Consider the following 25,273-nt stretch of genomic DNA (forward strand, 5'->3'; position numbering starts at 1 on the left):
ATCCGGCAAGGGTCGTCAGTCACCGGGGAGGCCGACATGAACACCAGGTCCCAGCACCTGCACCACGCGCACGAGACGGTCCGGTCGTACGCCCACCGGATGGAGGTCCCGCTGCTCGGCGAGGTGGCCGTGCCGTCGCCGGACAAGCTCGCCTACTACGCCGGGGTGGGGGTGCTCGCCGTCGTCGGGGTGATCGAGTGGCCGTTGGCCCTGGTCATCACCGCCGGTCACCTCCTCGCCGACCAGCACCTCTCCGGGCTGGCCCGGGGGGTCGGCGAGGCGATGGAGACGGCCTGACGAACAATCTCACATCCGCTTGACCTGAAGCCCGGTTGACGTCGCAGGCTGACGGTCATGGCTCTCGATGCGCCGGCTCCCGTTGGGGATCGGCTGTACGCCCCACCGCTGCGGGCGATGACGGTGGGCAGCGTCGCACTGGTGTCGCTGCTCGCCTTCGAGGCGCTGGCGGTGGGCACCGCCATGCCGACGGTCGCCCAGGCGTTGGACGGGTTGGCCCTGTACGGCCTCGCCTTCGGGGGCACGTTCGCGGCGGGCGTGATCGCCATGGTCGTCGCGGGCATCTGGTGCGACAACCGGGGACCCGCTGCCCCGATCCGGCACGGGGTGGGCTGGTTCCTGGTCGGACTCGTCGTCGCCGGGACCGCCCAGACCATGCACCTCGTCGTCGTCGGGCGGATGGTGCAGGGGGTCGGTGGCGGGCTGCTCATCGTCGCGCTCTACGTGACGGTCGGGCAGGCGTACCCGGAGCAGTTGAGGCCCCGGATGTTCGCCGCCTTCGCCGCGGCGTGGGTCGTACCGTCGCTGGTCGGACCGGCGGTGGCCGGTCTGGTGGTCGAGCACCTCGGCTGGCGGTGGGTCTTCCTGGCGGTGCCGGTGCTGGCGTTACCGGCGGCGCTGCTGGTGGAGCGGGGTCTGCGCGGGGTCGGGCCGGCGGCCCCCGGTGAGACGGCCACCGACGCACGGGCACGGATCGCCTGGGCGTGTGTGGCGGGGGTGAGCGCCGCGCTGTTGCACTACGGGGGGCAGCAGCGCGGCGCGCACGCCGTGATCGTGGTCGGGGCGGCGCTGGTCGGCCTGGCGGTGGCCGTACCCCGGTTGTTGCCTGTCGGGTTCCTGCGGGCGGCCCGGGGACTGCCCGCGGTGATCGGCCTGCGCGGGCTGTGCGCCGCAGCCTTCGCCAGTTCCGAGGTGGTGATCCCGTTGATGCTCTCCCGGGAGCGGGGTTTCTCGCCGACCGCCGCCGGGATGGTCCTCACCGTCGGAGCGGTCTCCTGGTCGCTCGGCTCGTGGGCGCAGGGACGGATGCCGCCACCCCGGTCCCGGGCCACTCTGCCCAGGATCGGGATGACCGTCATGACCCTCGGGACGGCGACCGTGGCGGTCGCCGTCCTGCCGCAGGTGCCGGTGGCCGTGGGGGTCATCGGGTGGGCGCTGGCCGGACTCGGTACGGGGTTGACGTTCCCGTCGCTGTCGGTGCTCACCCTGGCCCTGTCCCGCCCGGGTGAGCAGGGGCGCAACAGTTCCTCGCTGCAACTGGGCGACAACCTCTGTACGGCTGTCGTGCTGGCCCTGACCGGTACGGTCCTCGCCGCCGGTGCCGCCCCCGGCACCGGCACCTACCTGGCGATGCTGTCGGTGGCGGTCGGCTGTGCCCTGCTCGGCGCGCTCCTCGCCGGCCGGGTGGTGCCGACCCCGGTCACTTGAAAGCGCGCCAGTTCTGGTGGTTGCCGCCGTTGCGGGGCAGGGTGTAGACGTCGCCCAGGTCCCGGTCCGGGTGGCCGGCCTTGTGGAAGTTGCTGTCCAGGGCGCGGCCGGTGGCCCGGCTGACGAAGGTGTAGGGCATCGTCAGCGAGGTCAACCGCCACTGCTGGTAGTGGTTCTTCGTGTTGCAGGGGTTGGTGTAGACCCGCCCTGCGGCGTTGCTGTCCAGGCACCGGGCGGTGGCCAGGTTCTGGAAGATGACGTGCTGTCCCCCGTCGAGGGTGACCATGACCCAGTGCTGGTTGTTGTTCCCGGTGCAGGTCTTGGTGTAGACGTCGCCACCCCGGCTGTCCAGGCACTTGTTGGTGGCGTTGTTGATGACCCTGACCAGGGCGGAACCCTGGGGGTTCGCCACGGCAGGGGTGGGGACGACCGCCACCGCAGCCCCGGCCACACCGACGGCCATGGCGAGTCCACTCGCGGCTCGGATCAGCGTGGACCGGATGGATCTGACGTTCTTCACGGAATCTCCTCGTCGTGGGGCAGCGCCACCACGACGACGGCGATCACCTTCCGGTTCAACAGGTGCCGGGATTTCCTCGCGCCTCGTCGGATCACCCGGTCGGGGGAGGAGGCGCGCAGACCGGTCCGTCCTCCGCCCGGGTTCTCCTACCGTGACGCCATGCTCACACTCGTCACGATGGTCATCCTGTACGTCTTCGGCTTCGTCTTCCTCTACGGGCTGATCCGGGTGTCGGTCCGGCACGCCATGGAGGACCTGGAGAACCGGCGGGCCGAGGCGCTCCGGATGGAGCGGATGGCGGCCGAACGGGACCGCGCCTTCGTGCAGGACAACGCGTTCCTCACCAACAACTGACCGCACTGTCGGGTGGCGATCACCCGACAGTGCGGTCTGCTACAGGCTCATGCACGTGCGGGCAGCGACACTTCAGTGCGCCTGCGAATTGCCCTGTCCCTGCCCCGGTCTTTGGTTCTGCCGCTGGTTCGACGGCGGGCGCGGCTCGGAGTCCGCTGGCGGTTACCCTTGGGCGTTGCTCGGATTTTGCGGAGACCTTGCCCCGGCGGCCGAAGCGGTCTGCTGTCGAGAAACGCCCTGCGAGGGTTCAGCAGGGTGCACACCGTGCCTCGCCAACTGCTCGGCAATTGCCGGCGGCATCGGCAGCATGCCTACGGTTGGGGAGTGGCGTTCCATCCAATCCCTGAGCGAAGTCATCTCCTGGGGAGTTGTCCGTCCACCCCTGATCCTGGCGGTCGTAGCGGCGGCTGCGCATGGTGGTTAGGGGGAGGTGTTTCGGCGCGGGAGATCATGCTGCGCTGATCATCATTGCTGAATACCGAATCGGCGGGAGACGGCGGGCGCGACGGCGGTGGGGTGGCATCGTAGATGCCTTCTGGATCGGGCTCGGCGGCCGAAGCGCTTGGCTGATGATAATGGTACGTGAGAACCGGCGCTGCCCGCCCCACCGCCGTTATTGGAGCTCCAATAGGAGCTCCAATTGGGCCGGCGGCTCGGAAGGCAGGGGGAAGAGGGGGAGGGGATTCAGGGCGGGAGTCCACGCTGCGCTGATCATCATTACTGAATACCGAATCAGCGCGGGGTGAGGGTGGGGGTGACTGCGGTGGGCTGGCGTTGTGCTCTGGATCGCGGTGTGACATCCGGTTTCCTCGTTCGACGCGGGCAAGACGGCAGGGGACATCGGGTTCACGATCCACCTGCGTGGGTCTCCGTAGCTCGACGTCGCCAGGCGCGGATCGGTTCAAGGAAAGTCGGTCCGTCTCGCCTGCCGGTCGGACGTCGGGGGTCCGTGGGGGTGGGTGGGGCACGGGGGTGCGAGGATCGTCACGTGATGGGGACGCTGAAGACCGAGCCCGCCCGGACCCGCCTCGACCTGCTCGCCCCGCCGGTCGCCGCCGCGATCGGCCAGTGGCCTGCCGAGGCCCCGGTGCACGTCGACGACGTACTGGTGGCACCGATCGACGCCGACCTGGCCGACACCGCCGCCTTCTGCGAGGCGTACGACGTGGGGCTGGACGTCTCGGCGAACTGCGTGGTGGTCGCCGGCAAGCGGGAGGGGCAGGTCCGGTACGCCGCCTGCATCGTCCTCGCCACCACCCGGGCCGACGTCAACGGGGTGGTCCGCAAGCTGCTCGGGGCACGCAAGGCGAGCTTCGCCCCGATGGCCGACGCGGTCGACCTGACCGGGATGGAGTACGGCGGGATCACCCCGATCGGGCTCCCCGAGGAGTGGCCGATCCTTGTCGACTCCCGGGTGATCGCCACCCCGCACGTGATCATCGGATCCGGCGTACGGCACAGCAAGATCGCGCTGCCCGGCCCGGCCCTCGGGGTCCTCCCCGGTGCCCAGGTGGTCGAGGGGCTGGCCAGGCCGGCTCAGTGAGCCGAGCCGACCTGATCCGTCATCCTCGATGTCGTTGCACGTGAAACATTGCTCCGCCGCTGATCAGAGCGGTGCGGACTCCCGTCGTTCCACCTCGGCGAGGGCGGCGAGGAGGGTCTCCGGCTCCTGGGCGCCGGTCACCACGTACTTTCCGGCGATCACGAAGGTCGGGACGCTGCTGACCCCGATCTCCCGCGCGGCGGCCAGGTCGGCGGTGACCTCGGCGGATCCGGCGTCGGAGTCGAGGTAACCCCGGACGGCCTCGGCGTCGAGACCCACACCGGCTGCGACCTCGGCCAACGCCGCCCGGGAACCGATGTCCACCCCGTCGCCGAAGTGCGCCCGGTGCAGGGCCTCCACCACCTCGGGACCCTTGGCCTGGGTGTGGGCGTACCGGATCAGGCGGTGCGCGTCGAAGGTGTTGGCGGTGACCGCCCGGTCGAAGTTCATCGCCAGCCCCACCTGGGCGCCGACCCGGGTGACCTGGTCGGCCATCTGCTCGGCCCGCTCCCGGCCGCCGAACTTCGCCCCCAGGGCGTCGACCAGCGGGGTCGGCTCGGCCACCGGCGACGGGTCGAGCTGGAACGGGCGGTACCGGACCGGCACGTGACCGTCGTACGACGCCAGGGCCTGCTCCAGGCGGCGCTTGCCGATCCAGCACCACGGGCAGACCACGTCGGAGTAGATCTCGATCTCCATGACCCGGGACAACACCCGCCCCGGCAGGTCTGTTCCCCGACCTGGTGGCGTACCCCCGGGGTCGGGGTCAGGAGGCGGACTGCTCGCGGACCTGGCGTTGGAGTCGGGCCAGGACCGCCGTCCCCCCACGCACCCGCAGCGGGCTGATGGCCTTGTCGAGCCCCATCCGGTGGTAGAGGTCACCGGGGACGGCGAGGACCTCGCCGACCGTCGCCCCGGCCAGCCCCTCGGCGAGGATGCCGGCGAACGCCCTGGTGGTGGGGGCCTCCGGCGGGCAGTCGAACCAGGTGGTGACGGTCCCCTCCGGGGTCACCTCGGCACGCAGGAAGAACGCCGTCTGGCACTCCGGGACCTGCTCCATCCCCTCCCGCCCGCTGAACTCGGCGGGCAGGGGCGGGATGGCGTCGGAGTATTCGAGGAGCATCTCCAGGACCACGTCACGAGGGGCGGTCGCGAACTCGTCGACGATCTCGGCCAGCTTGGTCGGCATCTCCGGCATCAGGCCAGGCTACCGCCGTCAGACGCTCGGGGCGTGCTCGGCGATCTCCCCCAGCGCCGACCGGGGGTCGAGCTGCATCGCCAGGTCACCGAGGGAGACGATCCCGACGAGCTTGCGTTCGACGTCGCAGACCAGGACCCGACGGATGCCCCGCTCCCGCATCAGCGCCGCCGCCTCACCCGCCGCCGAGTTCTGCTCGATCATCACCACCTCCCGGGTGGTGATGGAACCGATGGTGGTCACCCGGGGGTCGCTGCACTCGGCCACCGCCCGGACCACGATGTCCCGGTCGGTCACCAGCCCGGCGAGGGTGGCCCCGTCGGTGACCACCACGTCGCCGATGTCCGCCTCCTTCATCACCCGCGCCGCCTCGTCCAAGGTGGTCTCGGCGGGCAGGTAGACGACCTGCTTGGTCATCACGTCGCTGACCCGGTAAACGGTCATGGGAAGCCTCCGAAGCGCACCGAAAAGGGGGTTCCCCACTTTTACCCGGTCACGTGATCGCTACACCCGGGTGACAGTGTGCCGAGCACCCGTTCGGGTGGTCGTCGGGTCAGCTCCGCCTGGTGCGGTCGACGAAGGCCCGCCAGGCTCGTGGGTCGAAGGTCAGGACCGCCCCGTCCGGGTCCTTGCTGTCCCGGACCCCGACGACACCGGGCAGGCCGTCGGCGACCTCGATGCACTCGCTGTTGCCGCTGCGGGTGGACTTGCGCCAGGTCGCGCCGCTCAGATCGTCCACGACATCATCACTTCCTTCATCAGCACGGCCGACTGCCCGTGCGGCAGGGCCTCACTTCGGACGCTCTCCCACCGTGCCTGGAGGATAGCGATCTCGTCGTCCCGATCGATCGACGTGCCGTCGAGCTGGTTCTCCAGATAGCCGACCCACCCACCGTCGACCTGCCGGGCCAGGGTGAACGGACCGGCGAGCCCGACGTGTCCACTGACGTCGGCGGGTACGACGTGCACGCTGACGTTCGCCCGTTCGCCGCACTCGATCAGGTGGGCGATCTGCTGGGTCATGATCCCCCGGAAGCCCTCGTCCGCCCGGCGGAGCACCGTCTCCTCCACCACCGCGACGAGCTTGGGCGGATTCGGCTTGGTCAGGACCGCCTGCCGGTCCATCCGGACGCCGAGCCGCCGCTCCAGGAACAGCCGGTCGAGGGGGCGGTGTCCCAACTCGACGGCGGACACCTGGGATCCCGAGTAGTGCACGAGTTTGCCGAACTCCTCCTGACTCAGGTCGGCGTTGAGTCGTAACCGGCGCAGCTGCGACCGGATCAACTCCGAGGTCGATTCACTTTCCACAGTCCCTCCACGATTCGTCATTCCACTTCGAGGTCGCGTCGTGCGGAGCCGAGCCGCCTCCCGGCCGTCCCCCCGACCGGCTTCGGCGGCTTCCGACGGCAGTCCTGGGGTAATCAGGCTGTCACGGAGGGCTACCACCCCGCTGACCCCGGAGGACGAGATGAGCAACCTTTTCCGTCGATGGCGCGCCGCCCGACAGACCCGGCGCGCGTACCCCGTGCCACCCGACTGGATGCGGGGGCCGACCCGGGCGCTGCCGACCGTTCCGCCCGGCTACCCGGGGCGGTTGACGCCGGGGCGGCAGTGGCGGGCGAACGGGGGTCGGTGGTGATGCCGTCCGGGATGCCGGTGCCCCGGCTGGGGCCGTACCCCGATCGGCCGCGCGGGCATGCCGCAGGCCGACCGCCCCACCTGCCGATGCGGCCGATCTGGATGTGCCGGGCCTGCGGTGGGCCGTGGCCGTGCGCCGAGGCCCGGTTGCTCCTGGTCGAGGAGTACGCGGACCAGCCGATCAGCTTGGCGATCTATCTGTCCGGTCTCTACCACGAGGCGTCGCACGACCTGTTCCGACTGAATCCGTACGACGGACCGACGCCCCGGGAACTGTTCGAGCGGTTCGTGTCGTGGGCGCCGTACCGCCGGAAGGCCACGTGAAAACCCTCACGGCCGACGCCGGTGACCCCGTGCCAAACTGTCGTGCGGTGGATCTGTGAGAAGGGGACCCCTCTCGACTGTACGCGTTAACAAGGGGCCCCTCCTTACCCGCGAGGCGGAGGGTTGCTCGTGCGTTGGGGCAGTTACGTGGCGGTGGGGGACAGCTTCACCGAGGGGATGGACGACGCGTACCCGGACGGGACGTACCGGGGGTGGGCGGATCTGGTCGCCACCCGGCTCGCGGCCGAGGCGGGACCCGAGTTCCGGTACGCCAACCTGGCGATCCGGGGGCGGCGGTTCGCCGGTGTGGTGGGCGAGCAGGTGCCGCTGGCGCTGGCCATGAAACCCGACCTGATCAGCTTCGCTGCCGGGGGGAACGACATCCTCCGGCGGACCTTCGACCCGGAGACGATGATCTCCCGGTTCGAGACGGTCGTCGGTGACCTGCGGGGCAACGGTGCCGACGTGATCCTGTTCCGGTTCGCCGACCTGATGGCCCGGCTGCCCGGTCAGCGGCTGGTGGCACCCCGGGTCGAGCTGCTCAACCGGGTGGTCGGGGAGACCGCCGAGCGGCACGGCGCGATCCTCGTCGACCTGTACGCCGACGACACGTACCTGAACCCGCTGCTGTGGAGCACCGACAGGTTGCACCTGTCCGAGATGGGGCACCGGCGGGTCGCCGCCCAGGTCCTCGACGCCCTGGGGGTCGGCTGTGACGAGCAGTGGATGCTGGTGCCGCCGCACCCCGAGCCGTCACCGTGGTTGGCGGCCCGCGCGGCCGACCTGAACTGGGCGGGTCGACACCTGGCCCCGTGGATCACGCGCCGCCTCACCGGCCGCTCCTCCGGCGACACCATCACCGCCAAACGCCCCACCCTCACCCCCTTCCCCCCACCTGCTTCCCCTCCCCCCTCTCTCCCGCTCCCCCCGGCCCCGGAGCGTTGACCAAGGGATTTGCGTCAGGTTCAGCCCCCGAGGTGACACATTTCCCTTGATCAACGCTTCGGTACGGGGGGTGGGGAGGACGAGGCGGCGTAGGTTGGGGGGTATGGGTGTCTCTGGGGATCCGGATCCGCGTCTGCAGGCGTACGCCGACCCGCAGCGGCTGGTCACCACGGGGTGGCTGGCCGAGCACCTGGGCGATGAGGGGCTCGTCGTCGTCGAGTCGGACGAGGACGTGCTGCTCTACGACACCGGGCACATCCCCGGGGCGGTGAAGGTCGACTGGCACACCGAGCTGAACGACCAGGTGACCCGGGACTACCTGGACGCGTCCAGGTTCGCCGAGCTGTGCGCCGAGAAGGGCATCGGTCGGGACGACACTGTGGTCTTCTACGGCGACAACTTCAACTGGTGGGCCGCGTACGCCCTCTGGGTGTTCGGTCTCTTCGGCCACCCCGACGTCCGGCTGCTCGACGGTGGGCGGCAGAAGTGGATCGCCGAGGGCCGGGAACTGAGTCGTGACCGGGTGACCCGCCCCCGTGCGGCGTACCCGGTGCCGGAGCGCAACGACACCCCGATCCGGGCGTACCGCGAGCAGGTGATGGGGCACGTCGCCGCCGGTCGTCCGCTCGTCGACGTCCGGTCGCCGGGGGAGTACACCGGCGAGATGCTGCACATGCCGGACTACCCCCAGGAGGGCGCGCTGCGCGGCGGGCACATCCCGGGGGCGGTCAACCAGCCGTGGAAGTCGGCGGCGAACGAGGACGGTACGTTCCGTTCCGCCGACGAGCTACGCACCATCTACGCCGACCGGCTCGGATTGGACCCGTCCGACGACGTGGTGGCCTACTGCCGGATCGGCGAGCGGTCGAGTCACACCTGGTTCGTCCTGCGGCACCTGCTCGGCTACCCGCAGGTGCGCAACTACGACGGGTCCTGGACCGAGTGGGGCAACCTGGTCCGCGCTCCCGTCGTCCGGGGTGACCAGCCCGGCGGCCTCACCCGCTGACGACGCACCACACCGCCCGGCGACGCACCACACCGCCCGGCGGCCTCTCCCGATGGCGACGCACCACACTGCCCGGTGGAATCTGCCGGTTGGCCACCCGTGGGCCGGTCGGGCGGGGGAGTCTGCTCGCAGGGGTCCCGCCGACCGGAGGGAGATGGGGGTGCGACTGCCCGACGCACGGTTCGCCGCACTGCTCGTACTGGCTGCCCTCCCGCCGGTGGTGGAGGCGACCTTCCTGGTCTCGCAGGGCTTCCTCGCAGCTCAGGGCCTGGCACCGCAGAGCAGCTCGCTCTGGCCGTACGACACCTATCACGACCTGCGGTGGATCTTGGTCTACCACAACTCCTGGACGAGCTTCGGGGTCCTGATGGTGGCGGCGATCCTGCTGCGTGCCCTGCTCTCCACCGGGCTGGTGGTGCTCTCCTGGCCCCGGGAGGTCCAGCGTCCCTCGGTCGGTTGGCTGCTGAGGCGGAGCGTCCTGCTGTCGGCGGCGGTGGCGGGACTCGTCGCCCCCTGGGCGGTGATCTCGGTGGCGGCCTCGGTGGTGGCCCTGTCCTGGCTGCTGTTCGCCTCGCTCCTGCCGATGTTCCTGCTCGCGCCGTTCCTGCAACGGGCCGCCGTCATCGGGAAGTGGTGGCGAGGGCTCCCGTCGTTGCCGGTGGTCGGCTGGTCCCTGCTGAACTTCGTGGTGATCACGGTGGCCGGGGCGATCTGCTGGTCCGTACCCGGGTGGTGGACGGTGCCGGTGGCCGGGGTGGCCGGAATGTTCAACGGTCTGTTGTGGCAGCGGACGGTACGCGACGCCGTCCTGGAACCCACCTACCGGTGGGCCCGGGTGCCCGTCACCCCACTGGTCTTCGTCCTCGCCCTCGCCGTACCGCTGATGATTCCGGCGCTGGTCCGGTTCGTGCCCGGCGGGTCCACGAAGGTGGAGGAGTCGGTGCTGACCGAGCCCCTCCCGCACAGCGTCGGACACGCGGTGATCGTCCTGGCCGGGTTCGGTTCGGCGTACGACGGGACGCAGCCGGTGGACCCCAACGTGCAGCGCTTCTCCTACCGGGGGTTGGCCCCGGACGGTCGACCGTTGCCGTACGAACCCCTCGACACCTTCCAGTCGGTGGACGCCAGCGTCGACCGGCTCGCCACCCAGGTGCAGCTGTTGCACGAGCGGACCGACCGCCCGGTGACCCTGATCGGGCAGAGCGAGGGGGCGATGGTCGCCCGGACCTACCTGGCCGAACGTCGACACCCGGCGGTGGACACCCTGGCCATGTTCAGTCCGTTGGTCAACGCGGGTCGGGCCTACTATCCCCCGCCCCACGACCAGGAGGGGTGGGGGGTGGCGACGGGGTGGCTGCTGCGGGTCGTCTTCGGCGCCGTCAACCTGATCCGGTCGCCCGACACCGGTCCGGACGAGCCGTTCATCCGCTCGCTGCTCGACGACGCACCGTTCTACCGCAACCAACTGATGTGCCCGGTGCCCGGAGTACGGATCCTCGCCTTCCTGCCGACGACCACCGCCGTCGAGGCCCCGCCCGGTGACTACACCGAGATCCCGGTCTACCAGCAGCCGGGGGTGCACGGAAGCCTGCTCGGCCAGACCCAGGTCCAACAGCGGCTGGTCGAGTTCGTCGCGGGCCAGCCGATCGAGCGGCAGCGTCGGGAGTACCCGGTGTTGCAGCGGCTCACCGCGGCCTGGCAGGCCCCACCGCTGGCGATCCACCTCAACCCGGCGTGGCCCGAAGGCCGGGAGTCGGACCCGGCCTTCACCGGGAAGGTCTGCCAGCCGAAGAAGTGACAGAACCTGATGGTTTCCGGAACCGCCCGTGCTTGATCAGCAGTCGGGCGGCGGCCAGCGCCAACCCGACCACGATCGAGGCGGGCAGCGGCTGGTACGGCCAGATGAGCAGGTGCAGGCCGACACCGCCGACGACGCCGGTGAGGGCCAGCCAGGTGGACCAGACCCGGCCCAGCGGTGCGACGGTGCCCCCGACCACCATCAGTCCGGCGACCACGAGGTGCACCCACAGCCAACCGGCGAGATCGTGTCCGACGACGCCCTCGTCGGTGAGGCTGACGTACCGGTCCGGGGTGAAGTCGCCGACCCCGGCCAGGAGGTCGAAGAGGCCGGCTCCACCGAGGAGCAGCCCCGCCAGCACCAGCGGGCGGCCCCGGCGTGCCGACGGGGGCGGCACCGTCACCACGTCGGCGCCCGCCGTCGCGTACCGGTCATGGCCACGACCCCAGGTTAGGAGATTTTCCGACAGGTATCCGGCCACCCGAACGATCCGCAGCCCCGTCGTCGGTGGTCACCCCGCAGACGGTGTCCGACGGACAGGCACGTGAGATCACACCGCAGCGCGTCCGATCGACCACACCGGGTCGTCGGGGGTCTACGCTTGCCGGGTGACTGTCGAGCAGCAGACCCGGGGTGCCGCCGGGAGCCGGCGGCGGTCCCGGCGGGACGAGATCCTGGAGATCGCGGTCGGGCTCTTCGCCGCCCGGGGCTACCACGGGGTGTCGATGGACGACATCGGTGCCGCCGCCGGGGTGACCGGCCCCGCCCTCTACCACCACTTCGCCGGCAAGGAGGCGATGCTTGTCGCCGCCCTGGTCCCGGTCAGTGAGGGGCTGCTCGACGGTGGTCGGGAACGGGCCCTGCGCCACACCGCCGACCCCCGGGCGGCGGTCGAGTCCCTGATCGGGTTCCACGTCGACTTCGCCCTGGCCAACCCGGCCGTCATCGCACTGCACCTGCACGAGCTCGACCGACTGCCCGAGGAGCCCCGCCGGGAGATCCGGCGGCTGCAACGGCTCTACGTCGAGCAGTGGGTGACGGTGCTCACCGCCCTACACGAGGGGCTTCCCGCCGCCGAGGCCCGGGTGCTCGCCCATGCTGCGTTCGGCCTGATGAACTCGACGCCCTTCCTCGGTGGTGAGGTGGACCGACTCCGCTGCGCCGAGCTGCTCCGGGGGGCCACCCTCGCCGCCCTCCTGGACCACCCGCGCCGGTAGCGACCGCTTCCGGCGCGGAAGCGGAGTGAACCACCCGACCCCACCGACCGTAGAACCGGCGTCAACATGCCGACGGTGGGGGAGAGGTTCATGGCAGGCGACGTGTCATCGGACGAGGTGGAGCGGAACTTCGACGTCAACATCGAACGACTCGCACTCCGGGTGCTCCGGCAGGATCTCGGTGCCCTCGACGAGGAGCGAGTGCTGGCGGGGAGGTCAGCGGAGGTGAAGGCGGTCGTCACGTTCCTCGAAGAGACGCACAAATCGATTTTCCCGGATCAACGGCGCAGCGACCGGCCGGACTCCACTGCCCGGAAGTTCCTCAACAAGATGAAGGGTAATTCAGAGGACACCCATCTCTACTGGGCGCGAATCGATCCTCCGCCGTACGGCGACAGGAGTAAACCGAATCCGGTTTCCGACCATCGACAGTTCGAGCCCCCGTACGGGATGTCGAAGCCGGAATCCCCCATCGTCGGTCTCGATCTCAACGTCGAGAATGATCTGCGTATCCGGATCGCGGTGGCGCAGAAGATCAACGATTGGTTGTCAGTCAACCAAAATCTCCGTGATCTGCATGAATCGGGAAGGCTGGAGCAGGTTTCGGCGCTCTACCGCGGTCATCCGGAACGCCAGCCCGGGCCGGAACGCCAGGCCGGGCCGGGGAGTCAGCCCGGGCCGAGTGGGGGCAGTGAGCCGGAACGTGGTCCGGTCTTCGACGCCAGGGGTGAGCTGAACCCGACGCTCAAGGAACTGGCCTCCGAGGACCTGTCCTCGTTCGACTACCGGTACTACGTGGCCACGGTGGAGTCGAGGAACTCGACGTCCTTCGCCCAGGTGGGACGCTGGCGTGCCGAGCGGGTCGAGTTTCCCATCGAGGCGTACCTCGCGGAGGGGAGGCGGGTGCCCGCCCCGGTGTCGTCGGCTCCGTCGACTCGCCTGGCGAACCCGACGGATTTCCGGATCGACCAGGCGACGTCGAGTTTCCGCCCCACCGGCTCGTCGACGAATCCGTCCTCGGATCGCCGGTCGCAGCGGCCGGAACTCGGTTCGAACAATCCGTACCGGCAGAACCGGGGCCAGGGGGCGGGAGCGCCGTACGACCAGGCGGCCAGCCGGCCGGGAACCGGGCAGAGTCGGTAGTAGGCACGGTCTGAGGGAGTGAGATGGGCGGTCTGGGTGTGGGAAGTGGGCCGGGGCGCGAGGACCCTCTCTTCAGCGCCAACGTCGAACGGCTGGCGGTCTGGCTGCTCCGGCAGGACGTCGGGCGGATGAAGGACGAGACTTCGCGGTGGAGCGCTCAGTCCAGGGACGTCAGGGCGGCGGTCAGGTTCGTCGACGACAGGCACCACGCGTTGCAACAGGAGCCGAGCCGGAGCGGCAAGGTCAGATCCACTGTCAAGAACCTGGCGGGGCGGCTCCGAGGCAAGCCACTCATCCAGTTCGACTGGAGGTTCGTCTCCCGGCCGCCCTATGACAGGTTCGGTGGCCCGTCCACCGACACGAAGTACATCGGGATGGGGCCGTACCTGTTGCCGGGGAACGTCTCGCCGATGTTCGGCCGAGAGCAGTCTCTCGAAAATGATCTGGTGGTTCGTAAGGCGGTGGCGGAGAAGCTCAAGGAGTGGATCTCCGCCAACCCCTCCCTCGCCGGCCTCCACCGTGCAGGTGAGTTGAAGAGCATCTCGGGCTCCTTCTACCAGCACGACTCGAACCACTTCCAGCGTCTGACGACGTATCAGGGATTCGGGTGGCAGGCGGAGCCCGTGCTGAATGCGAAGGGTGAGGTGAGGAAGGAGATCCGTGACCTGATCACGAATCCCCCGAAATTCGAGTACGGCGACTACGTGCGCCAGATCGAGGGCTATCGGCAGCCTAGCGCGGAGGCCGAGCAGAGTGCCAGAGCCGCCGGTGTCGGCGTCAACTACCCCGATCTGCCGTTCTCCCCGCCCATCGAGGCGTACCTGACCCAGGTCCGAGAGCAGGCGAAGGCTCAGGCGAGCGGTGCTCGGGTCCTGCAGGCGGGGTACGAGCAGCCGAGGTTCCAGGTCGCGCAGGCGACGGCACGTTTCGTACCCGGTTCGGATCCGGGCGCACCGGCCGATCCCTGGGCGGGGGCACTGCCTCAGGGGGCGCGACCCTCCACTCCGGCTCCGGCGCGGCCCGATATTCCCCCGCAGGTGTCCGGCGGCCGGAGCCGGTGACCCACACGACCCCCCTGTCCCGGCTGGTGGGACAGGGGGTGATCGTGGTTCGCTACTGGCGTCCACCACCCCTTGGACGCTGGAGGGAACATGATCGAGTCGCTGCTCGTCGCCAACCGGGGCGAGATCGCTCGTCGGATCGTCCGTACCGCACGACGGCTCGGGATCCGGACCGTCGCTGTGCACTCCGAGGCCGACGCCGGGCTGCCGTTCGTCACCGAAGCCGACGAGGCGGTCTGCGTCGGCCCGGCCGACCCCGCGCGGAGCTACCGGAACACCGAGGCGATCCTCGCCGCCGCCGAGTCCACGGGTGTGCAGGCGATCCACCCCGGATACGGCTTCCTGTCGGAGAACGCGGAGTTCGCCCGTACCGTCGAGGGTCGTGGGCTGGTCTGGGTCGGGCCGGGAGCGGACGCGATCACCGCGATGGGCGACAAGATCAACGCCCGGAACCTGATGGCCGACGCCGGGGTGCCGGTCGCCCCCGGCACCACCGAACCGGCTGCCGACCTCGACGCGGCGGTGGCCGCCGCCGGGGAGATCGGCTACCCGGTGATGGTGAAGGCCGCCGCCGGTGGAGGCGGGATGGGGATGGGCGTGGCCACCGACGAGGCCGCGCTGCGCACCGAGTACGACAAGGTCCGCGCCTTCGCCGGGCGGATGTTCGGCGACGGGTCGGTGCTGATCGAGCGCTACTTCCCCCGGGTACGCCACGTCGAGGTGCAGATCCTCGGCCTCGCCGACGGCCGGGTGGTGGCCCTCGGCGAGCGGGAGTGCTCGGTCCAGCGACGCAACCAGAAGCTGGTCGAGGAGTCGCCCTCCCCGGCCGTCTCCCCCCGGTTGCGCGAACGTCTCCTGGCGGCGGCGGTCCGCGCCGGTGAGGCGGTCGGCTACCGCAACGCCGGCACCGTGGAGTGCCTGTTGGATCCGACCTCCGGCGAGTTCTTCTTCCTGGAGATGAACACCCGGCTCCAGGTCGAGCACCCGGTGACCGAGCTGGTGTACGGGGTGGACCTGGTCGAGGAGCAGTTGCGGGTGGCCGCCGGGCTCACTCCCACCTTCGACCCGGACGGCCTGGCCCCACAGGGCCACGCCATCGAGCTGCGGGTCAACGCCGAGGACCCGAAGCGTTTCCTCCCCGGCCCGGGGGTGATCACCACCTGGAACGAGCCGTCGGGCGTCGGGGTCAGGGTGGATTCCGGGTACGTCCGCGGCAACACCGTGACTCCGTTCTACGACAGCCTCCTGGCCAAGCTGATCGTGTACGCGGAGACCCGGGACGAGGCGATCGAGCGGGCCCGTGCTGCGGTGGCCGGGTTCGAGGTGGCCGGTCCGAAGTGCAACCTGCCCTTTTTCACCGAGCTGCTCGACAACCCCGAGTTCCGCTCCGGCGACTACGACACCGGCATCGTCGCCCGGATGAGGTGAAGTGGACGGCGAGGTGCGGCCACTGTGCGAAGTGGCTGGTCGCCGATGCGATGTGGCTTTCCGGGTTCTAGCGTGTGCGGAGAGTAGTCGGGTTGCTGTGATGTTCCTTATGCTGTGTGGCGGCGGAAGCGGCGGGATCCGGGTGGCCCGGACTGCCGTACGGCACCGTGCCCTGACTTGTCGGTCAGGCAATTTCGGCCGGTCCGTTGAGCGTCGACACTCGCTCTGACCAGTGGTCCCCGCTATTGACATGTTGATCGTTCCGGGGAATCGTGGTTGCCGCACCTAGCCAGCCGCGTCGATATGCTCACTGTGCGTAGCTGGCGACAGGTGGGCCACGTTCGACCGGCGGGTATGCGACGACGCGCCGAACCTGCCAACGACCGGAGACGAGTCCACATTGACGACCGGCAGTGTAGCCACTGACCAGCAGCTCAGGTGCCCCTTCGGTGGCGGCACGGTGCCGCCGGTGGAACACGAGGGCGACGTCGCCACCGAGGCGATCGAGTTCCTCACCACCTACTACTCCGAGCGTCGGCTTCCCGGGCTCCGTGAGCGGATCGACCAGGTGCTGGACGAGATCGCCCACACCGGGGCGTACTGGCAGACCGAGTCGGAGCTGACCTACGGCGCGAAACTCGCCTGGCGGCAGTCGACCCGGTGCATCGGCCGCGTCCGATGGGCCGGCCTCAAGGTCCGCGACCGGCGTACCGTCACCCGGACCGCCGACATCGCCACCGAACTCGCCGAGCACCTCGTGGCCGGGGACAACGGCGGGCGGATCCAGTCGGTCATCACCGTGTTCGCCCCGGACCACCCGACCGCCGGCCCCCGGGCCCGGATCTGGAACGACCAGCTCGTCCGCTACTGTGGCTGGCAGTTCGACGACCAGGTGCTCGGGGACCCCGCGCAGGTGACCATGACCGCTGCCGCAGTGCGCCTCGGCTGGCGACCGCCCGCCGAGCCGAGCCGTTTCGACCTGCTGCCCTGGGTCATCGAGACCACCGACGAGGATCCGACCCTCGTCGACGTCCCCAGGCACCTCGTCCGTGAGGTCGCCCTCAGCCATCCCGTCCACGCCTGGTTCGCCGACCTCGGGCTGCGGTGGCACGCTCTGCCGGTGATCAGCAACATGCGGCTGCGGATCGGCGGGATCGACTACAGCTGTGCCCCGTTCAACGGGCACTACCTCAGCGACGAGATCGGCACCCGCAACATGGGCGACGCCGACAGGTACGACCAACTGCGGGTGGTCGCCGCCGGATTGGACCTGGACACCAGCGACGAGTCCACGTTGTGGCGTGAGCACGCGGTCCTGGTGCTCAACCAGGCGGTCCTGCACAGCTTCCGCGCCGCCGACGTACGGATCTCCGACCCGCACACCGAGTCCGAGCTGTTCATGCGGTTCTGCGAGGCCGAGAAGCGCGCCGGTCGCCCGGTGTACGGCGACTGGTCCTGGATCAACGGCAGCGTCGGCTGGGCCGCCCTCTACCCGGTGCACCACCGCTACTACGACACCAGGGTCCCGAACCCGAACTTCTGGCCCGGCACCCCGTCCACCCAGACGCTGGAGCCCAGCCTTCGGGACCGGCACCATCCGACCGGTCAGCGGGTGCACTGAGTCATGGACATAGCCGCACTGCGCCAGAGCTGGAGTCAGCTGGCCGTGGCCGGACCGGAGGCAGCCCGGTTCTTCTACGCCACCCTGTTCGTCATCGCCCCGGAGACCCGGGCCATGTTCCCGCCGAACATGCAGCACCAGGAGGACAAACTCCTGGCCTCGCTGGGACACATCATCACCTCCCTCGACGACGGTGAGGCGTTGACGGCGTTCGCCAACCGGCTCGGGGCCGACCACCGGCGGTTCCACGGGGAGGACCGGCAGGGCCGGATGGTGCACCTGGCCGAGCGGCACTACATGTGGGTGGGGCAGGCGCTGCTCGGCACCCTGGAGCACTTCCTCGGTCCACGCTGGACCCCGGCCCTGAAGGCCGAGTGGTCGGCGGCGTACGAGGCGGTGGCCAAGATGATGCTCACCGGGGCCGCCGAGTCCGAGCGGTCCGCCCCGCCGTACTGGGAGGCGGAGGTGGTCAACCTGGAACGTCGGCGGGTGGACATCTGCGTCTTCACCGTCCGGCCCAACTACCTGTGCAACTACCTGCCGGGTCAGTCCCTCCCCGCCCAGCTCCCGTCCCTGCACACCTGGCGGTACCTGTCCCCGGCGAACGCCCCACGCGCCGACGGCACCCTGGAGTTCCACGTCCGGGCCACCGGCCGGTTCTCCACCCACCTGGTACGCCGGTTGGCCATCGGGGACACCCTGCTGCTCGGGCACCCGATGGGGACCGAACTGTCGTCGTACGACAGGGCCCCGCACCGCCCGTTGCTGATGATCGCCGGTGGGACCGGTGTCGCACCGCTGCGTGCCGTCCTGGAGGCGATCCAGCAGGGTTCCGGTCGACCGGTGACCCTCGTCGTGGGCGGGCGGACCCCTGACGACCTCTACGACCACCTGGCGTTGACCAAGCTGGCGGCGACCCCGCCCGCCGGGTTGCGGCCGGGCACCGGGGACGACCGATGGCTGCGGTACGTCCCGACGGTGGAGAACAGCTGGGGGTGGGACGGTGAGGTCGGGCGGGCCGTCGACACCGCGCTGCGGCTGGGCTCCTGGAACAACGCCGACATCCTGGTCTGCGGCTCCCCGGCCATGACCCGGGCCACGGTGGGCACCCTGCACAGCAACGGGCTACGGGCCGAACAGGTGTTGACCGAGAGCTACGACCACACCGTCTACCCACCCGTCAAGGCGACCGCCGCGCCGGCGTCGCGTGACTTCAGCTGGACAGGATCCCGATGACTGACCAAGGCGCCCGTCACCTCGCCCCGCAGACCGCCGCCGACATGCCCGGCGAGGTGGCCCAACGCCTGCGGTTGGTGGCGAGCCGCCGGTCCCGGGGGACCCAGTGGTACGCCGTCGAGGACCTCGAAGAGGTGGTGCGCTTCGCCGACGAGCGGATCGGACTGTTGCAGGGTGACCTCGACCGGAAGGGGCGGGAGATCACCACCCTGACCCGGCAGGTGGAGATGCTCCGGCACGGCACGCTGCCCAGCGCGGCACCCCAGGGGGCCGACCCGATGGTGGTCGAGTTGACCATGCGGGCGCAGGAGGAGGCGAACCGGACCATCGGTGACGCCAGCGACGAGGGCGCGGAGATCCTGGCCGAGGCCCGTCGTCAGGCCGACGACATCATCGCCGCCGCTCACCAGCAGGCCAACCGGCTGGCCCGGCTCCCGTCCCGGTCGGAGCCCGAACCCACCGGCCCGGCCGCGCCGCCCACCCCCGACCTCCCGGCCGGACAGGTCGCCGACCTGCAACGACAGCTCCGGGAGCTGCGGGAGCGGCATGCCGCAGTGCTCGCCGCCGCGAACAGCGCCCAGCAGCACCTGAGCCAGTGGCAGACCTACCTCACCGCCCAGGCCGAGCAGTTGCAGGCCAACGCGGTGACCGCGGCCACGGCCAGCGAACGGCTCCAGGCCGCCATCAAGGAGTGAGCGGTGTTCGCGGTCCCGGCGGGCCGGCGGCTCCAGGCCGGGATCAGGGAGTGAGCGGTGACCGCGCTCCCGGCGGGCCGACGGCTCCAGGCCGGGATCAGGGAGTGAGCGGTGACCGCGGTCCCGGCGGGCCGGCGGCTCCGGGACGCGATCGAGGAGTGACGGCCCGCCGACGGTGGCGGGGAGCCGTCGCCTCTGCTTCGCTGTAGACGACACCCAGGTGCGTGGCCGTCACGAGTGGCCGCGCCCGGTCGCAGCGAGGTGACACATGACCCACTACCCAGACTCCGTGACGATCCGCGAGGTCGGCCCCCGCGACGGGCTCCAGAACGAGGATCCGATCCCGACCGAGGCCAAGGTACGGCTGCTCGACGCGCTCTCCGGGACCGGTGTCCGACGGATCGAGGCGGTCTCCTTCGTCCACCCGAAGGCGATTCCGCAGATGGCCGACGCCGACGAGGTGTGGCGGCGGGCCACCCGGGTCGACGGGGTGCGCTACTCGGCGTTGGTGCCCAACACCCGAGGCGCCCAGCGGGCACTTGCCGCCGGGTTCACCGAGATCGAGGTGGTCGTCTCGGCCAGCGACACCCACAACCGGCGCAACGTCAACCGGGGCACCGACGAGTCGTTGGACGACATCGCCGAGCTGGTCGACCTGCTGCACGGGGCGGGGGCGACGGTCGAGGTGATCGTGGCGACCAGCTTCGGCTGCCCGTTCGAGGGGGACGTGGATCCGAAGCGGGTGGCCGGCATCGTCGACCGGGTGGTCCGCGACGGTGCCGACCGGGTGGCGTTCGGCGACACCACCGGGATGGGGACTCCACGTCGGGTCCGGGAGCTGCTGACCGAGGTACGCGACCGCAACGCCGACGTCCCGGTCCTGCTGCACTTCCACAACACCCGGGGCACCGCCCTGGCCAACCTGTTGACGGCGCTGGAGCTGGGGGTGACCGAGTTCGACGCCAGCGTCGGAGGGCTCGGCGGGTGCCCGTACGCCCCGGGGGCGAGCGGGAACCTGGCCACGGAGGAGGCGGTGCACATGCTCCACGACATGGGCATCGACACCGGGATCGACCTGTCCGCCCTGATCGAGGCCGCCGAGCTGGCCGAACGGATCGTCGGCACCCCCCTGCCCTCCGCCATCCTCCGAGCCGGCCCCCGCACCCCCCGCACCCCCCTCCCCACCACCCCCTGACCCCCACCCCCCACCCCCCTCCCCCCACCCCCTGACCCCCACCCCCCCTTGCGCCCTGACGGTCCCTGCGCCTGGTGATCAAGGGATTTGCGTCAAGCGGCAGTGCGATTCCTGACGCAAATCCCTTGATCACCAGGACGGGGCGGGGAGCCGGACGGGGTGGGGTGGGGTGGGGGCGATCAAGGGGTCGGGAGGTGTGGGGGAATGGGGGTGGGTGGGGTAGATTAAACGATCGTTCAGGGATGCTCTGGGTGGGTGGGGGTCGGTGTGGAGCTGGAACAGCTGCGCGAACGCGTACTCGGCGGCGGTGCGGAGAAGTACCACGCGGCCAATGCCGCCAAGGGCAAGCTCTTCGCCCGGGAGCGGGTGGCGTACCTGGTCGACGAGGGGTCCTTCGTCGAGGACGGGATCTACGCCAACGCCACCGCCGAGGGGTTGCCCGCCGACGGGGTGGTCACCGGCACCGCCACCATCGAGGGGCGTCAGGTCTGCCTGATGGCCAACGACTCGACTGTCAAGGCGGGCAGCTGGGGCGCCCGTACCGTCGAAAAGATCATCCGGACCATCGAGCGGGCGTACTCGACCGGGGTGCCGATGGTCTACCTGGTCGACTCGGCCGGGGCCCGGATCACCGACCAGGTCGAGCTCTTCCCGGGCCGACGCGGCGCCGGCAGGATCTTCTGGAACCAGGTACGCGCCTCCGGCTCGATCCCCCAGGTCTGCGCGCTGTTCGGGCCGAGCGCGGCGGGCGGGGCGTACATTCCGGCGTTCTGCGACGTGGTGGCGATGGTGGACGGCAACGCCAGCATGTACCTCGGCTCGGACCGGATGGTCGAGATGGTCACCGGGGAGAAGACCACCCTGGAGGCGATGGGCGGGGCGAAGGTGCACTGCACCGAGTCCGGCGTCGGGCACTTCCTCTGCAAGACCGAGGCCGAGGCGCTCGACGTGGTCAAGCGCTACCTGTCGTACCTGCCGGGGAGCTGGACCCAGACGCCACCGGCCGTCGAGGCGGTGCCCGCGCCCGCGAAGGTCGACCTCGCCGCGTTGGTGCCGACCAGTGAACGGCAGGCGTTCGACATGCGCCGGTACGTCAAGGGCCTCCTCGACGAGGGCAGCTTCTTCGAGATCCAGGCGCTCTGGGCCAGGGAGCTGACCATCGGGTTCGGTCGGCTCGACGGCGAGGTCGTCGGGGTGGTCGGCAACAACTCGATGTTCAAGGGCGGGGTCCTCTTCGTCGACTCGGCCGACAAGGCGAGCCGGTTCGTCCAGCTCTGCGACGCGTTCAACGTGCCGCTGCTGTTCCTGTCCGACGTACCCGGGTTCATGGTCGGCAGTGCTGTGGAGAAGCAGGGCATCATCCGCCACGGGGCGAAGATGATCACGGCGATCTCCGAGGCCACGGTGCCCAAGATCTGCGTGGTGGTCCGCAAGGCGTACGGCGCGGGCCTGTACGCGATGGCCGGCCCCGGATTCGAGCCCGACGCGACGATCGCCCTGCCCACCGCGAAGATCGCGGTGATGGGTGCGGAGGCCGCGGTCAACGCGGTCTACGCCAACAAGATCGCCGCGATCGACGACGAGACCGAACGGAAGGCCTTCGTCGCCGCCAGGCGCGAGGAGTACGAACAGGACATCGACGTCGTCAGGCTCGCCAGCGAGCTGGTGGTGGACACGATCGTCCAGCCGCACGACCTGCGGGCCGAACTGGTCCGCCGGTTCGCCGCCGCCCGGAGCAAGGAGCGGCACTTCTCCCGACGTCGGCACGGCGTCACCCCGGTCTGACCGACGGCTGCCCACAGAGGAGGACGAGATGGACTTCCGGCTCACCGACGAGCAGGAGGCGCTGCGGGACAGTGTCCGGGACTTCGCCCGCGAGGTCGTCGCCCCGGTCATCGCCGAGCACTACGAGCAGCACACCTTCCCGTACGAGGTCGTCCGGCAGATGGGGAAGATGGGCCTGTTCGGGCTGCCCTTCCCGGAGGAGCACGGCGGCATGGGCGGCGACTACTTCGCCCTCTGCCTGGCCTTGGAGGAACTGGCTCGGATCGACTCCAGCGTGGCGATCACCCTGGAGGCGGCGGTCTCCCTCGGCGCGATGCCGATCCACCGGTTCGGCTCCGAGGAACAGAAGGCCCAGTGGCTGCCGAAGCTGACCAGCGGCGAGGCGCTGGCCGGATTCGGGCTGACCGAGCCGGGTGTCGGCTCCGACGCCGGGGGCACCCAGACCCGGGCGGTGCTCGACGAGGCCACCGGCGAGTGGGTGATCAACGGGTCGAAGGCGTTCATCACCAACTCGGGCACCGACATCACCGCCCTGGTCACCGTGACCGCCGTGACCGGCACCCGACCGGACGGCTCCAAGGAGCTCTCCACCATCATCGTCCCCTCGGGTACGCCCGGATTCACCGTCGCCCCCGGCTACTCGAAGGTCGGTTGGAACGCCTCCGACACCCACGAGCTGACCTTCGACGACTGCCGGGTGCCGGCGGCGAACCTGCTCGGCGAACGCGGTCGGGGCTTCGCCCAGTTCCTCCGGATCCTCGACGAGGGGCGGATCGCCATCGCCGCCCTGGCGGTCGGGCTCGCTCAGGGCTGCGTCGACGAGTCGATCTCGTACGCCAGACAGCGTCAGGTCTTCGGCCAGCCGATCGGCAACTACCAGGCGATCCAGTTCAAGATCGCCGACATGGAGCTGAAGGCGCACACCGCCCGCCTGGCGTACTACGACGCGGCGGCCCGGATGCTCGCCGGTGAGCCGTTCAAGCGGCAGGCCGCCATCGCCAAGCTGCACGCCAGCACCGTGGCGGTGGACAACGCCCGGGAGGCCACCCAAATCCACGGCGGGTACGGATTCATGAACGAGTACCCGGTGGCCCGATTCTGGCGGGACTCCAAGATCCTGGAGATCGGCGAGGGCACCTCCGAGGTCCAGCGCATGATCATCGCCCGCGACCTGGGCCTCTGATCACCCCTGCCCCGGGCTCCCTCCTCCGTTCGCGTGCCGTTCGACGGGGGTGAGGTGGGCGACGGGGGTGAGGTGGGGGCGGAGGGTGTCCAGGTCACCCCGCGAGTCGAGGACCAACCGGCGGGCGTCGACCCGGGTGTCGTCCGGCCCGACCAGGACGTCCCGGACCGCCGGATGTTCCAGCCGCCAGCCCGCCCCCAGCAGGTTCGCCTCGACCAGCCGGATCAGGGCGCTCGGCGGGTCGTCCTCGTCGTACGGCTCCGACTCGACAGCGGACGGCGGTACGTCGAGTGCGATGGCCAGCAGTTCCGCCGACCGGTCCCGGATCACCTCGCCGACCTCCACGTCGTCGACCGGCCGCCGCCCGAGGAGGGCCGTCACGTGGCCCCGGAACGCGTCGGCGTCCTCGGCGGCCCGCCGCCGCCACCACGCGGGTGGGGCGTCGGCCCAGGTCGTCCAGCCCAGGTACTGCGGGTACGGGACGCCCAACAGTCGGCGTACGACCCGACGCTGTTGACGTGGGGTGAGTGGGGCGGTCGGTACCGGGTCGGCTGCCGGCGTGAGCCCCACCGGTCCGGTCCCGAGTTCCCGGAACGCCGCAGCGAGGGCGGGATGGTGTTTCGCCTGGAGTGCAGCGGCGTCTTCGTCCCAGTCCGACGGTCCGATCCCGTGTCGCAGCAGCCGACGCCAGCCCTCGTCGAGGTCCCGGATCCCCACCCCGGACCGGAGGGCGCTGCGTCGGGGCACCCCGTCGTGGAGCCGGTCGTACTCGTCGGGGACCAGGCTGGACCGGGCGAACGCCAGGGCGGCGGCGCGGGTCCCCCCGGCGGCGTCGACGGCCGCCGCGTCGGCGTCCCGGTGCAGGACGGCGGCGAAGGCGTCGAGTTCACGACGGAGCGCCTCGGCCCGACGCAACCGCCGACCCGCCCGGTGCGACCCGCCCTCGGTCGTCCCGGTTGCGGCAGCCTCATCGAATCCGGCCGTCTCGGTTGCGGCGGCCGTCTCGATCTCGATCGTCTCGGTCGCCTCCGCCCAGAGGTCGAAGAGGGAGTCGACGAGGCGGGCCGGTCGGTATCTCAGGAGCGTCAGCCGGTGGGCCACGACGGCCCGCAGTTCGTGCCGGTCGAGGCAGGCGAGCAGGGGTAGACCGATGCAGAGGAACCGTCGGCCGCCCACGACCTCCACCGTGACCACCGGGTCGGCGGTGAGGAGGACACGGTCGGGTGGCGGAACCCCGACCCGTCGGGCCACCTCGTCGACCAGGGCGGTGAGTTCGGGATGGGTGTCGGCGGTGACGGGGACTCCACCCCGGTTCCCCCACCGGGCCGCGCCGAGTTCGTACAGGGCCTGCACGGCGAACCAGAGCAGCATCACCGGGGCGAACAGGACCACCGGGGCGAGGAGGACGAGCATCCCGCCGTACGCCAGCGGGCCGAGTGCTCCGTTGTGCCGGGCCACCAGCCAGCGGGCTCGCCACCGGCCGAGGCCACCCGGTAGTTCGTCGTAGCTCATGCCGGGGATCCTGCCGGTCGGCAGAGCTGATGATCATTGGTCGTTCGGTGGAAGAGCGCTGTCCACCCATCCGGCAGGCCGGCAGCGACTGTCGGGTGCCGGGTGCCCGGGTCGGCAGCGGAGTGTGCCGGGTCGGCAGTGGGGGG

At 70.4% G+C, this 25,273-nt stretch carries 27 protein-coding genes; 19 read left to right on the plus strand and 8 right to left on the minus strand.

The features are described from left to right. Window positions 1-36 precede the first annotated feature (36 nt). Entirely contained in the window at window positions 37-297 is a 261-nt protein-coding gene (locus WHN02_RS04990) for a hypothetical protein (RefSeq protein ID WP_434742264.1), read from the plus strand. Between the two features lie 57 nt (window positions 298-354). Further along, on the plus strand, window positions 355-1,725 hold the full coding sequence (locus WHN02_RS04995) for an MFS transporter (RefSeq protein ID WP_434742265.1): 1,371 nt from the start codon (window positions 355-357) through the stop codon (window positions 1,723-1,725). Here the strand turns inward: WHN02_RS04995 and WHN02_RS05000 are convergent. Continuing rightward, window positions 1,718-2,245, minus strand: a complete 528-nt coding sequence (locus tag WHN02_RS05000) for an RICIN domain-containing protein (RefSeq protein WP_434742266.1) — start codon at window positions 2,243-2,245, stop codon at window positions 1,718-1,720. The two genes, WHN02_RS04995 and WHN02_RS05000, sit on opposite strands and share 8 nt — an antisense overlap. Window positions 2,246-2,404: 159 nt before the next feature. Here WHN02_RS05000 and WHN02_RS05005 point away from each other — a divergent pair, with 159 nt between their 5' ends. Beyond that, on the plus strand, window positions 2,405-2,599 hold the full coding sequence (locus WHN02_RS05005; protein WP_434742267.1) for a hypothetical protein: 195 nt from the start codon (window positions 2,405-2,407) through the stop codon (window positions 2,597-2,599). Between the two features lie 991 nt (window positions 2,600-3,590). After that, window positions 3,591-4,142, plus strand: a complete 552-nt coding sequence (locus WHN02_RS05010; RefSeq protein ID WP_434742268.1) for a YbaK/EbsC family protein — start codon at window positions 3,591-3,593, stop codon at window positions 4,140-4,142. Window positions 4,143-4,205: 63 nt separating this feature from the next. Here the strand turns inward: WHN02_RS05010 and WHN02_RS05015 are convergent, their stop codons facing one another. The 5 genes from WHN02_RS05015 to WHN02_RS05035 form a co-directional block, all read right to left on the minus strand. Then, a complete protein-coding gene (locus WHN02_RS05015; RefSeq protein WP_434742269.1) occupies window positions 4,206-4,841 on the minus strand; it encodes a DsbA family oxidoreductase in 636 nt (211 codons plus the stop codon). Window positions 4,842-4,908: 67 nt separating this feature from the next. Continuing rightward, on the minus strand, window positions 4,909-5,340 hold the full coding sequence (locus WHN02_RS05020) for a SufE family protein (RefSeq protein WP_434742270.1): 432 nt from the start codon (window positions 5,338-5,340) through the stop codon (window positions 4,909-4,911). Between the two features lie 18 nt (window positions 5,341-5,358). After that, entirely contained in the window at window positions 5,359-5,784 is a 426-nt protein-coding gene (locus WHN02_RS05025; RefSeq protein ID WP_350896981.1) for a CBS domain-containing protein, read from the minus strand. A 109-nt stretch (window positions 5,785-5,893) separates the two neighbouring features. Further along, complete coding sequence (locus WHN02_RS05030; protein ID WP_434742271.1) at window positions 5,894-6,079, minus strand: DUF397 domain-containing protein; 186 nt, start codon at window positions 6,077-6,079, stop codon at window positions 5,894-5,896. Beyond that, window positions 6,067-6,648, minus strand: a complete 582-nt coding sequence (locus WHN02_RS05035; protein WP_434742272.1) for a helix-turn-helix domain-containing protein — start codon at window positions 6,646-6,648, stop codon at window positions 6,067-6,069. Before WHN02_RS05035 ends, WHN02_RS05030 begins: the two co-directional genes overlap by 13 nt. A gap of 160 nt (window positions 6,649-6,808) precedes the next feature. On the opposite strand from WHN02_RS05035, the gene WHN02_RS05040 reads away from it, so the two are divergent. The 5 genes from WHN02_RS05040 to WHN02_RS05060 all read left to right on the plus strand — a co-directional run bounded on the left by WHN02_RS05040 (window position 6,809) and on the right by WHN02_RS05060 (window position 11,051). Further along, on the plus strand, window positions 6,809-6,979 hold the full coding sequence (locus WHN02_RS05040; protein WP_434742273.1) for a hypothetical protein: 171 nt from the start codon (window positions 6,809-6,811) through the stop codon (window positions 6,977-6,979). After that, on the plus strand, window positions 6,979-7,302 hold the full coding sequence (locus tag WHN02_RS05045; protein WP_434743823.1) for a hypothetical protein: 324 nt from the start codon (window positions 6,979-6,981) through the stop codon (window positions 7,300-7,302). The genes WHN02_RS05040 and WHN02_RS05045 overlap by 1 nt, the downstream gene beginning before the upstream one ends. 129 nt (window positions 7,303-7,431) lie before the next feature. Beyond that, complete coding sequence (locus WHN02_RS05050; RefSeq protein ID WP_434742274.1) at window positions 7,432-8,247, plus strand: SGNH/GDSL hydrolase family protein; 816 nt, start codon at window positions 7,432-7,434, stop codon at window positions 8,245-8,247. Between the two features lie 103 nt (window positions 8,248-8,350). Beyond that, the gene (locus tag WHN02_RS05055; RefSeq protein ID WP_434742275.1) at window positions 8,351-9,253 is read left to right on the plus strand and encodes a sulfurtransferase; all 903 of its coding nucleotides are present in this window, start codon (window positions 8,351-8,353) and stop codon (window positions 9,251-9,253) included. 154 nt (window positions 9,254-9,407) lie between these two features. Next, window positions 9,408-11,051 carry a hypothetical protein gene (locus WHN02_RS05060; protein ID WP_434742276.1) on the plus strand — a complete coding sequence of 548 codons (1,644 nt, stop codon included), beginning with the start codon at window positions 9,408-9,410 and terminating at the stop codon, window positions 11,049-11,051. Here the strand turns inward: WHN02_RS05060 and WHN02_RS05065 are convergent. Then, window positions 11,020-11,448, minus strand: coding sequence for a DUF7144 family membrane protein (locus WHN02_RS05065; RefSeq protein WP_434742277.1), 429 nt, complete (start codon window positions 11,446-11,448; stop codon window positions 11,020-11,022). The two genes, WHN02_RS05060 and WHN02_RS05065, sit on opposite strands and share 32 nt — an antisense overlap. A gap of 211 nt (window positions 11,449-11,659) precedes the next feature. Between WHN02_RS05065 and WHN02_RS05070 the strand changes: the two genes are divergently transcribed. The 10 genes from WHN02_RS05070 (at window position 11,660) to WHN02_RS05115 (ending at window position 23,615) form a co-directional block, all read left to right on the plus strand. Beyond that, window positions 11,660-12,268, plus strand: coding sequence for a TetR/AcrR family transcriptional regulator (locus tag WHN02_RS05070; RefSeq protein ID WP_434742278.1), 609 nt, complete (start codon window positions 11,660-11,662; stop codon window positions 12,266-12,268). A gap of 90 nt (window positions 12,269-12,358) precedes the next feature. Then, the gene (locus WHN02_RS05075; RefSeq protein ID WP_434742279.1) at window positions 12,359-13,411 is read left to right on the plus strand and encodes a hypothetical protein; all 1,053 of its coding nucleotides are present in this window, start codon (window positions 12,359-12,361) and stop codon (window positions 13,409-13,411) included. Between the two features lie 23 nt (window positions 13,412-13,434). After that, window positions 13,435-14,472, plus strand: a complete 1,038-nt coding sequence (locus tag WHN02_RS05080) for a hypothetical protein (protein WP_434742280.1) — start codon at window positions 13,435-13,437, stop codon at window positions 14,470-14,472. A 90-nt stretch (window positions 14,473-14,562) separates the two neighbouring features. Beyond that, window positions 14,563-15,900 (plus strand): acetyl-CoA carboxylase biotin carboxylase subunit, encoded by a 1,338-nt coding sequence (locus WHN02_RS05085; RefSeq protein WP_434742281.1) that lies wholly within the window; start codon window positions 14,563-14,565, stop codon window positions 15,898-15,900. Window positions 15,901-16,360: 460 nt separating this feature from the next. After that, complete coding sequence (locus WHN02_RS05090; protein WP_434743824.1) at window positions 16,361-17,521, plus strand: nitric oxide synthase oxygenase; 1,161 nt, start codon at window positions 16,361-16,363, stop codon at window positions 17,519-17,521. 3 nt (window positions 17,522-17,524) lie between these two features. Then, complete coding sequence (locus WHN02_RS05095) at window positions 17,525-18,757, plus strand: globin domain-containing protein (RefSeq protein WP_434742282.1); 1,233 nt, start codon at window positions 17,525-17,527, stop codon at window positions 18,755-18,757. After that, complete coding sequence (locus tag WHN02_RS05100; protein WP_434742283.1) at window positions 18,754-19,452, plus strand: hypothetical protein; 699 nt, start codon at window positions 18,754-18,756, stop codon at window positions 19,450-19,452. The genes WHN02_RS05095 and WHN02_RS05100 overlap by 4 nt, the downstream gene beginning before the upstream one ends. A 268-nt stretch (window positions 19,453-19,720) precedes the next feature. Next, window positions 19,721-20,647 carry a hydroxymethylglutaryl-CoA lyase gene (locus WHN02_RS05105; RefSeq protein ID WP_434742284.1) on the plus strand — a complete coding sequence of 309 codons (927 nt, stop codon included), beginning with the start codon at window positions 19,721-19,723 and terminating at the stop codon, window positions 20,645-20,647. 255 nt (window positions 20,648-20,902) lie between these two features. Continuing rightward, window positions 20,903-22,432 (plus strand): acyl-CoA carboxylase subunit beta, encoded by a 1,530-nt coding sequence (locus WHN02_RS05110; RefSeq protein WP_434742285.1) that lies wholly within the window; start codon window positions 20,903-20,905, stop codon window positions 22,430-22,432. Between the two features lie 28 nt (window positions 22,433-22,460). Then, a complete protein-coding gene (locus WHN02_RS05115) occupies window positions 22,461-23,615 on the plus strand; it encodes an acyl-CoA dehydrogenase family protein (RefSeq protein WP_434742286.1) in 1,155 nt (384 codons plus the stop codon). On the opposite strand, the gene WHN02_RS05120 is transcribed toward WHN02_RS05115, so the two are convergent. Further along, complete coding sequence (locus WHN02_RS05120; protein ID WP_434742287.1) at window positions 23,616-25,127, minus strand: M48 family metallopeptidase; 1,512 nt, start codon at window positions 25,125-25,127, stop codon at window positions 23,616-23,618. Between the last annotated feature and the right edge of the window lie 146 nt (window positions 25,128-25,273).

Source organism: Micromonospora sp. SH-82 (assembly GCF_051132485.1).
In the GTDB taxonomy this organism is placed as follows: Bacteria; Actinomycetota; Actinomycetes; order Mycobacteriales; family Micromonosporaceae; genus Micromonospora.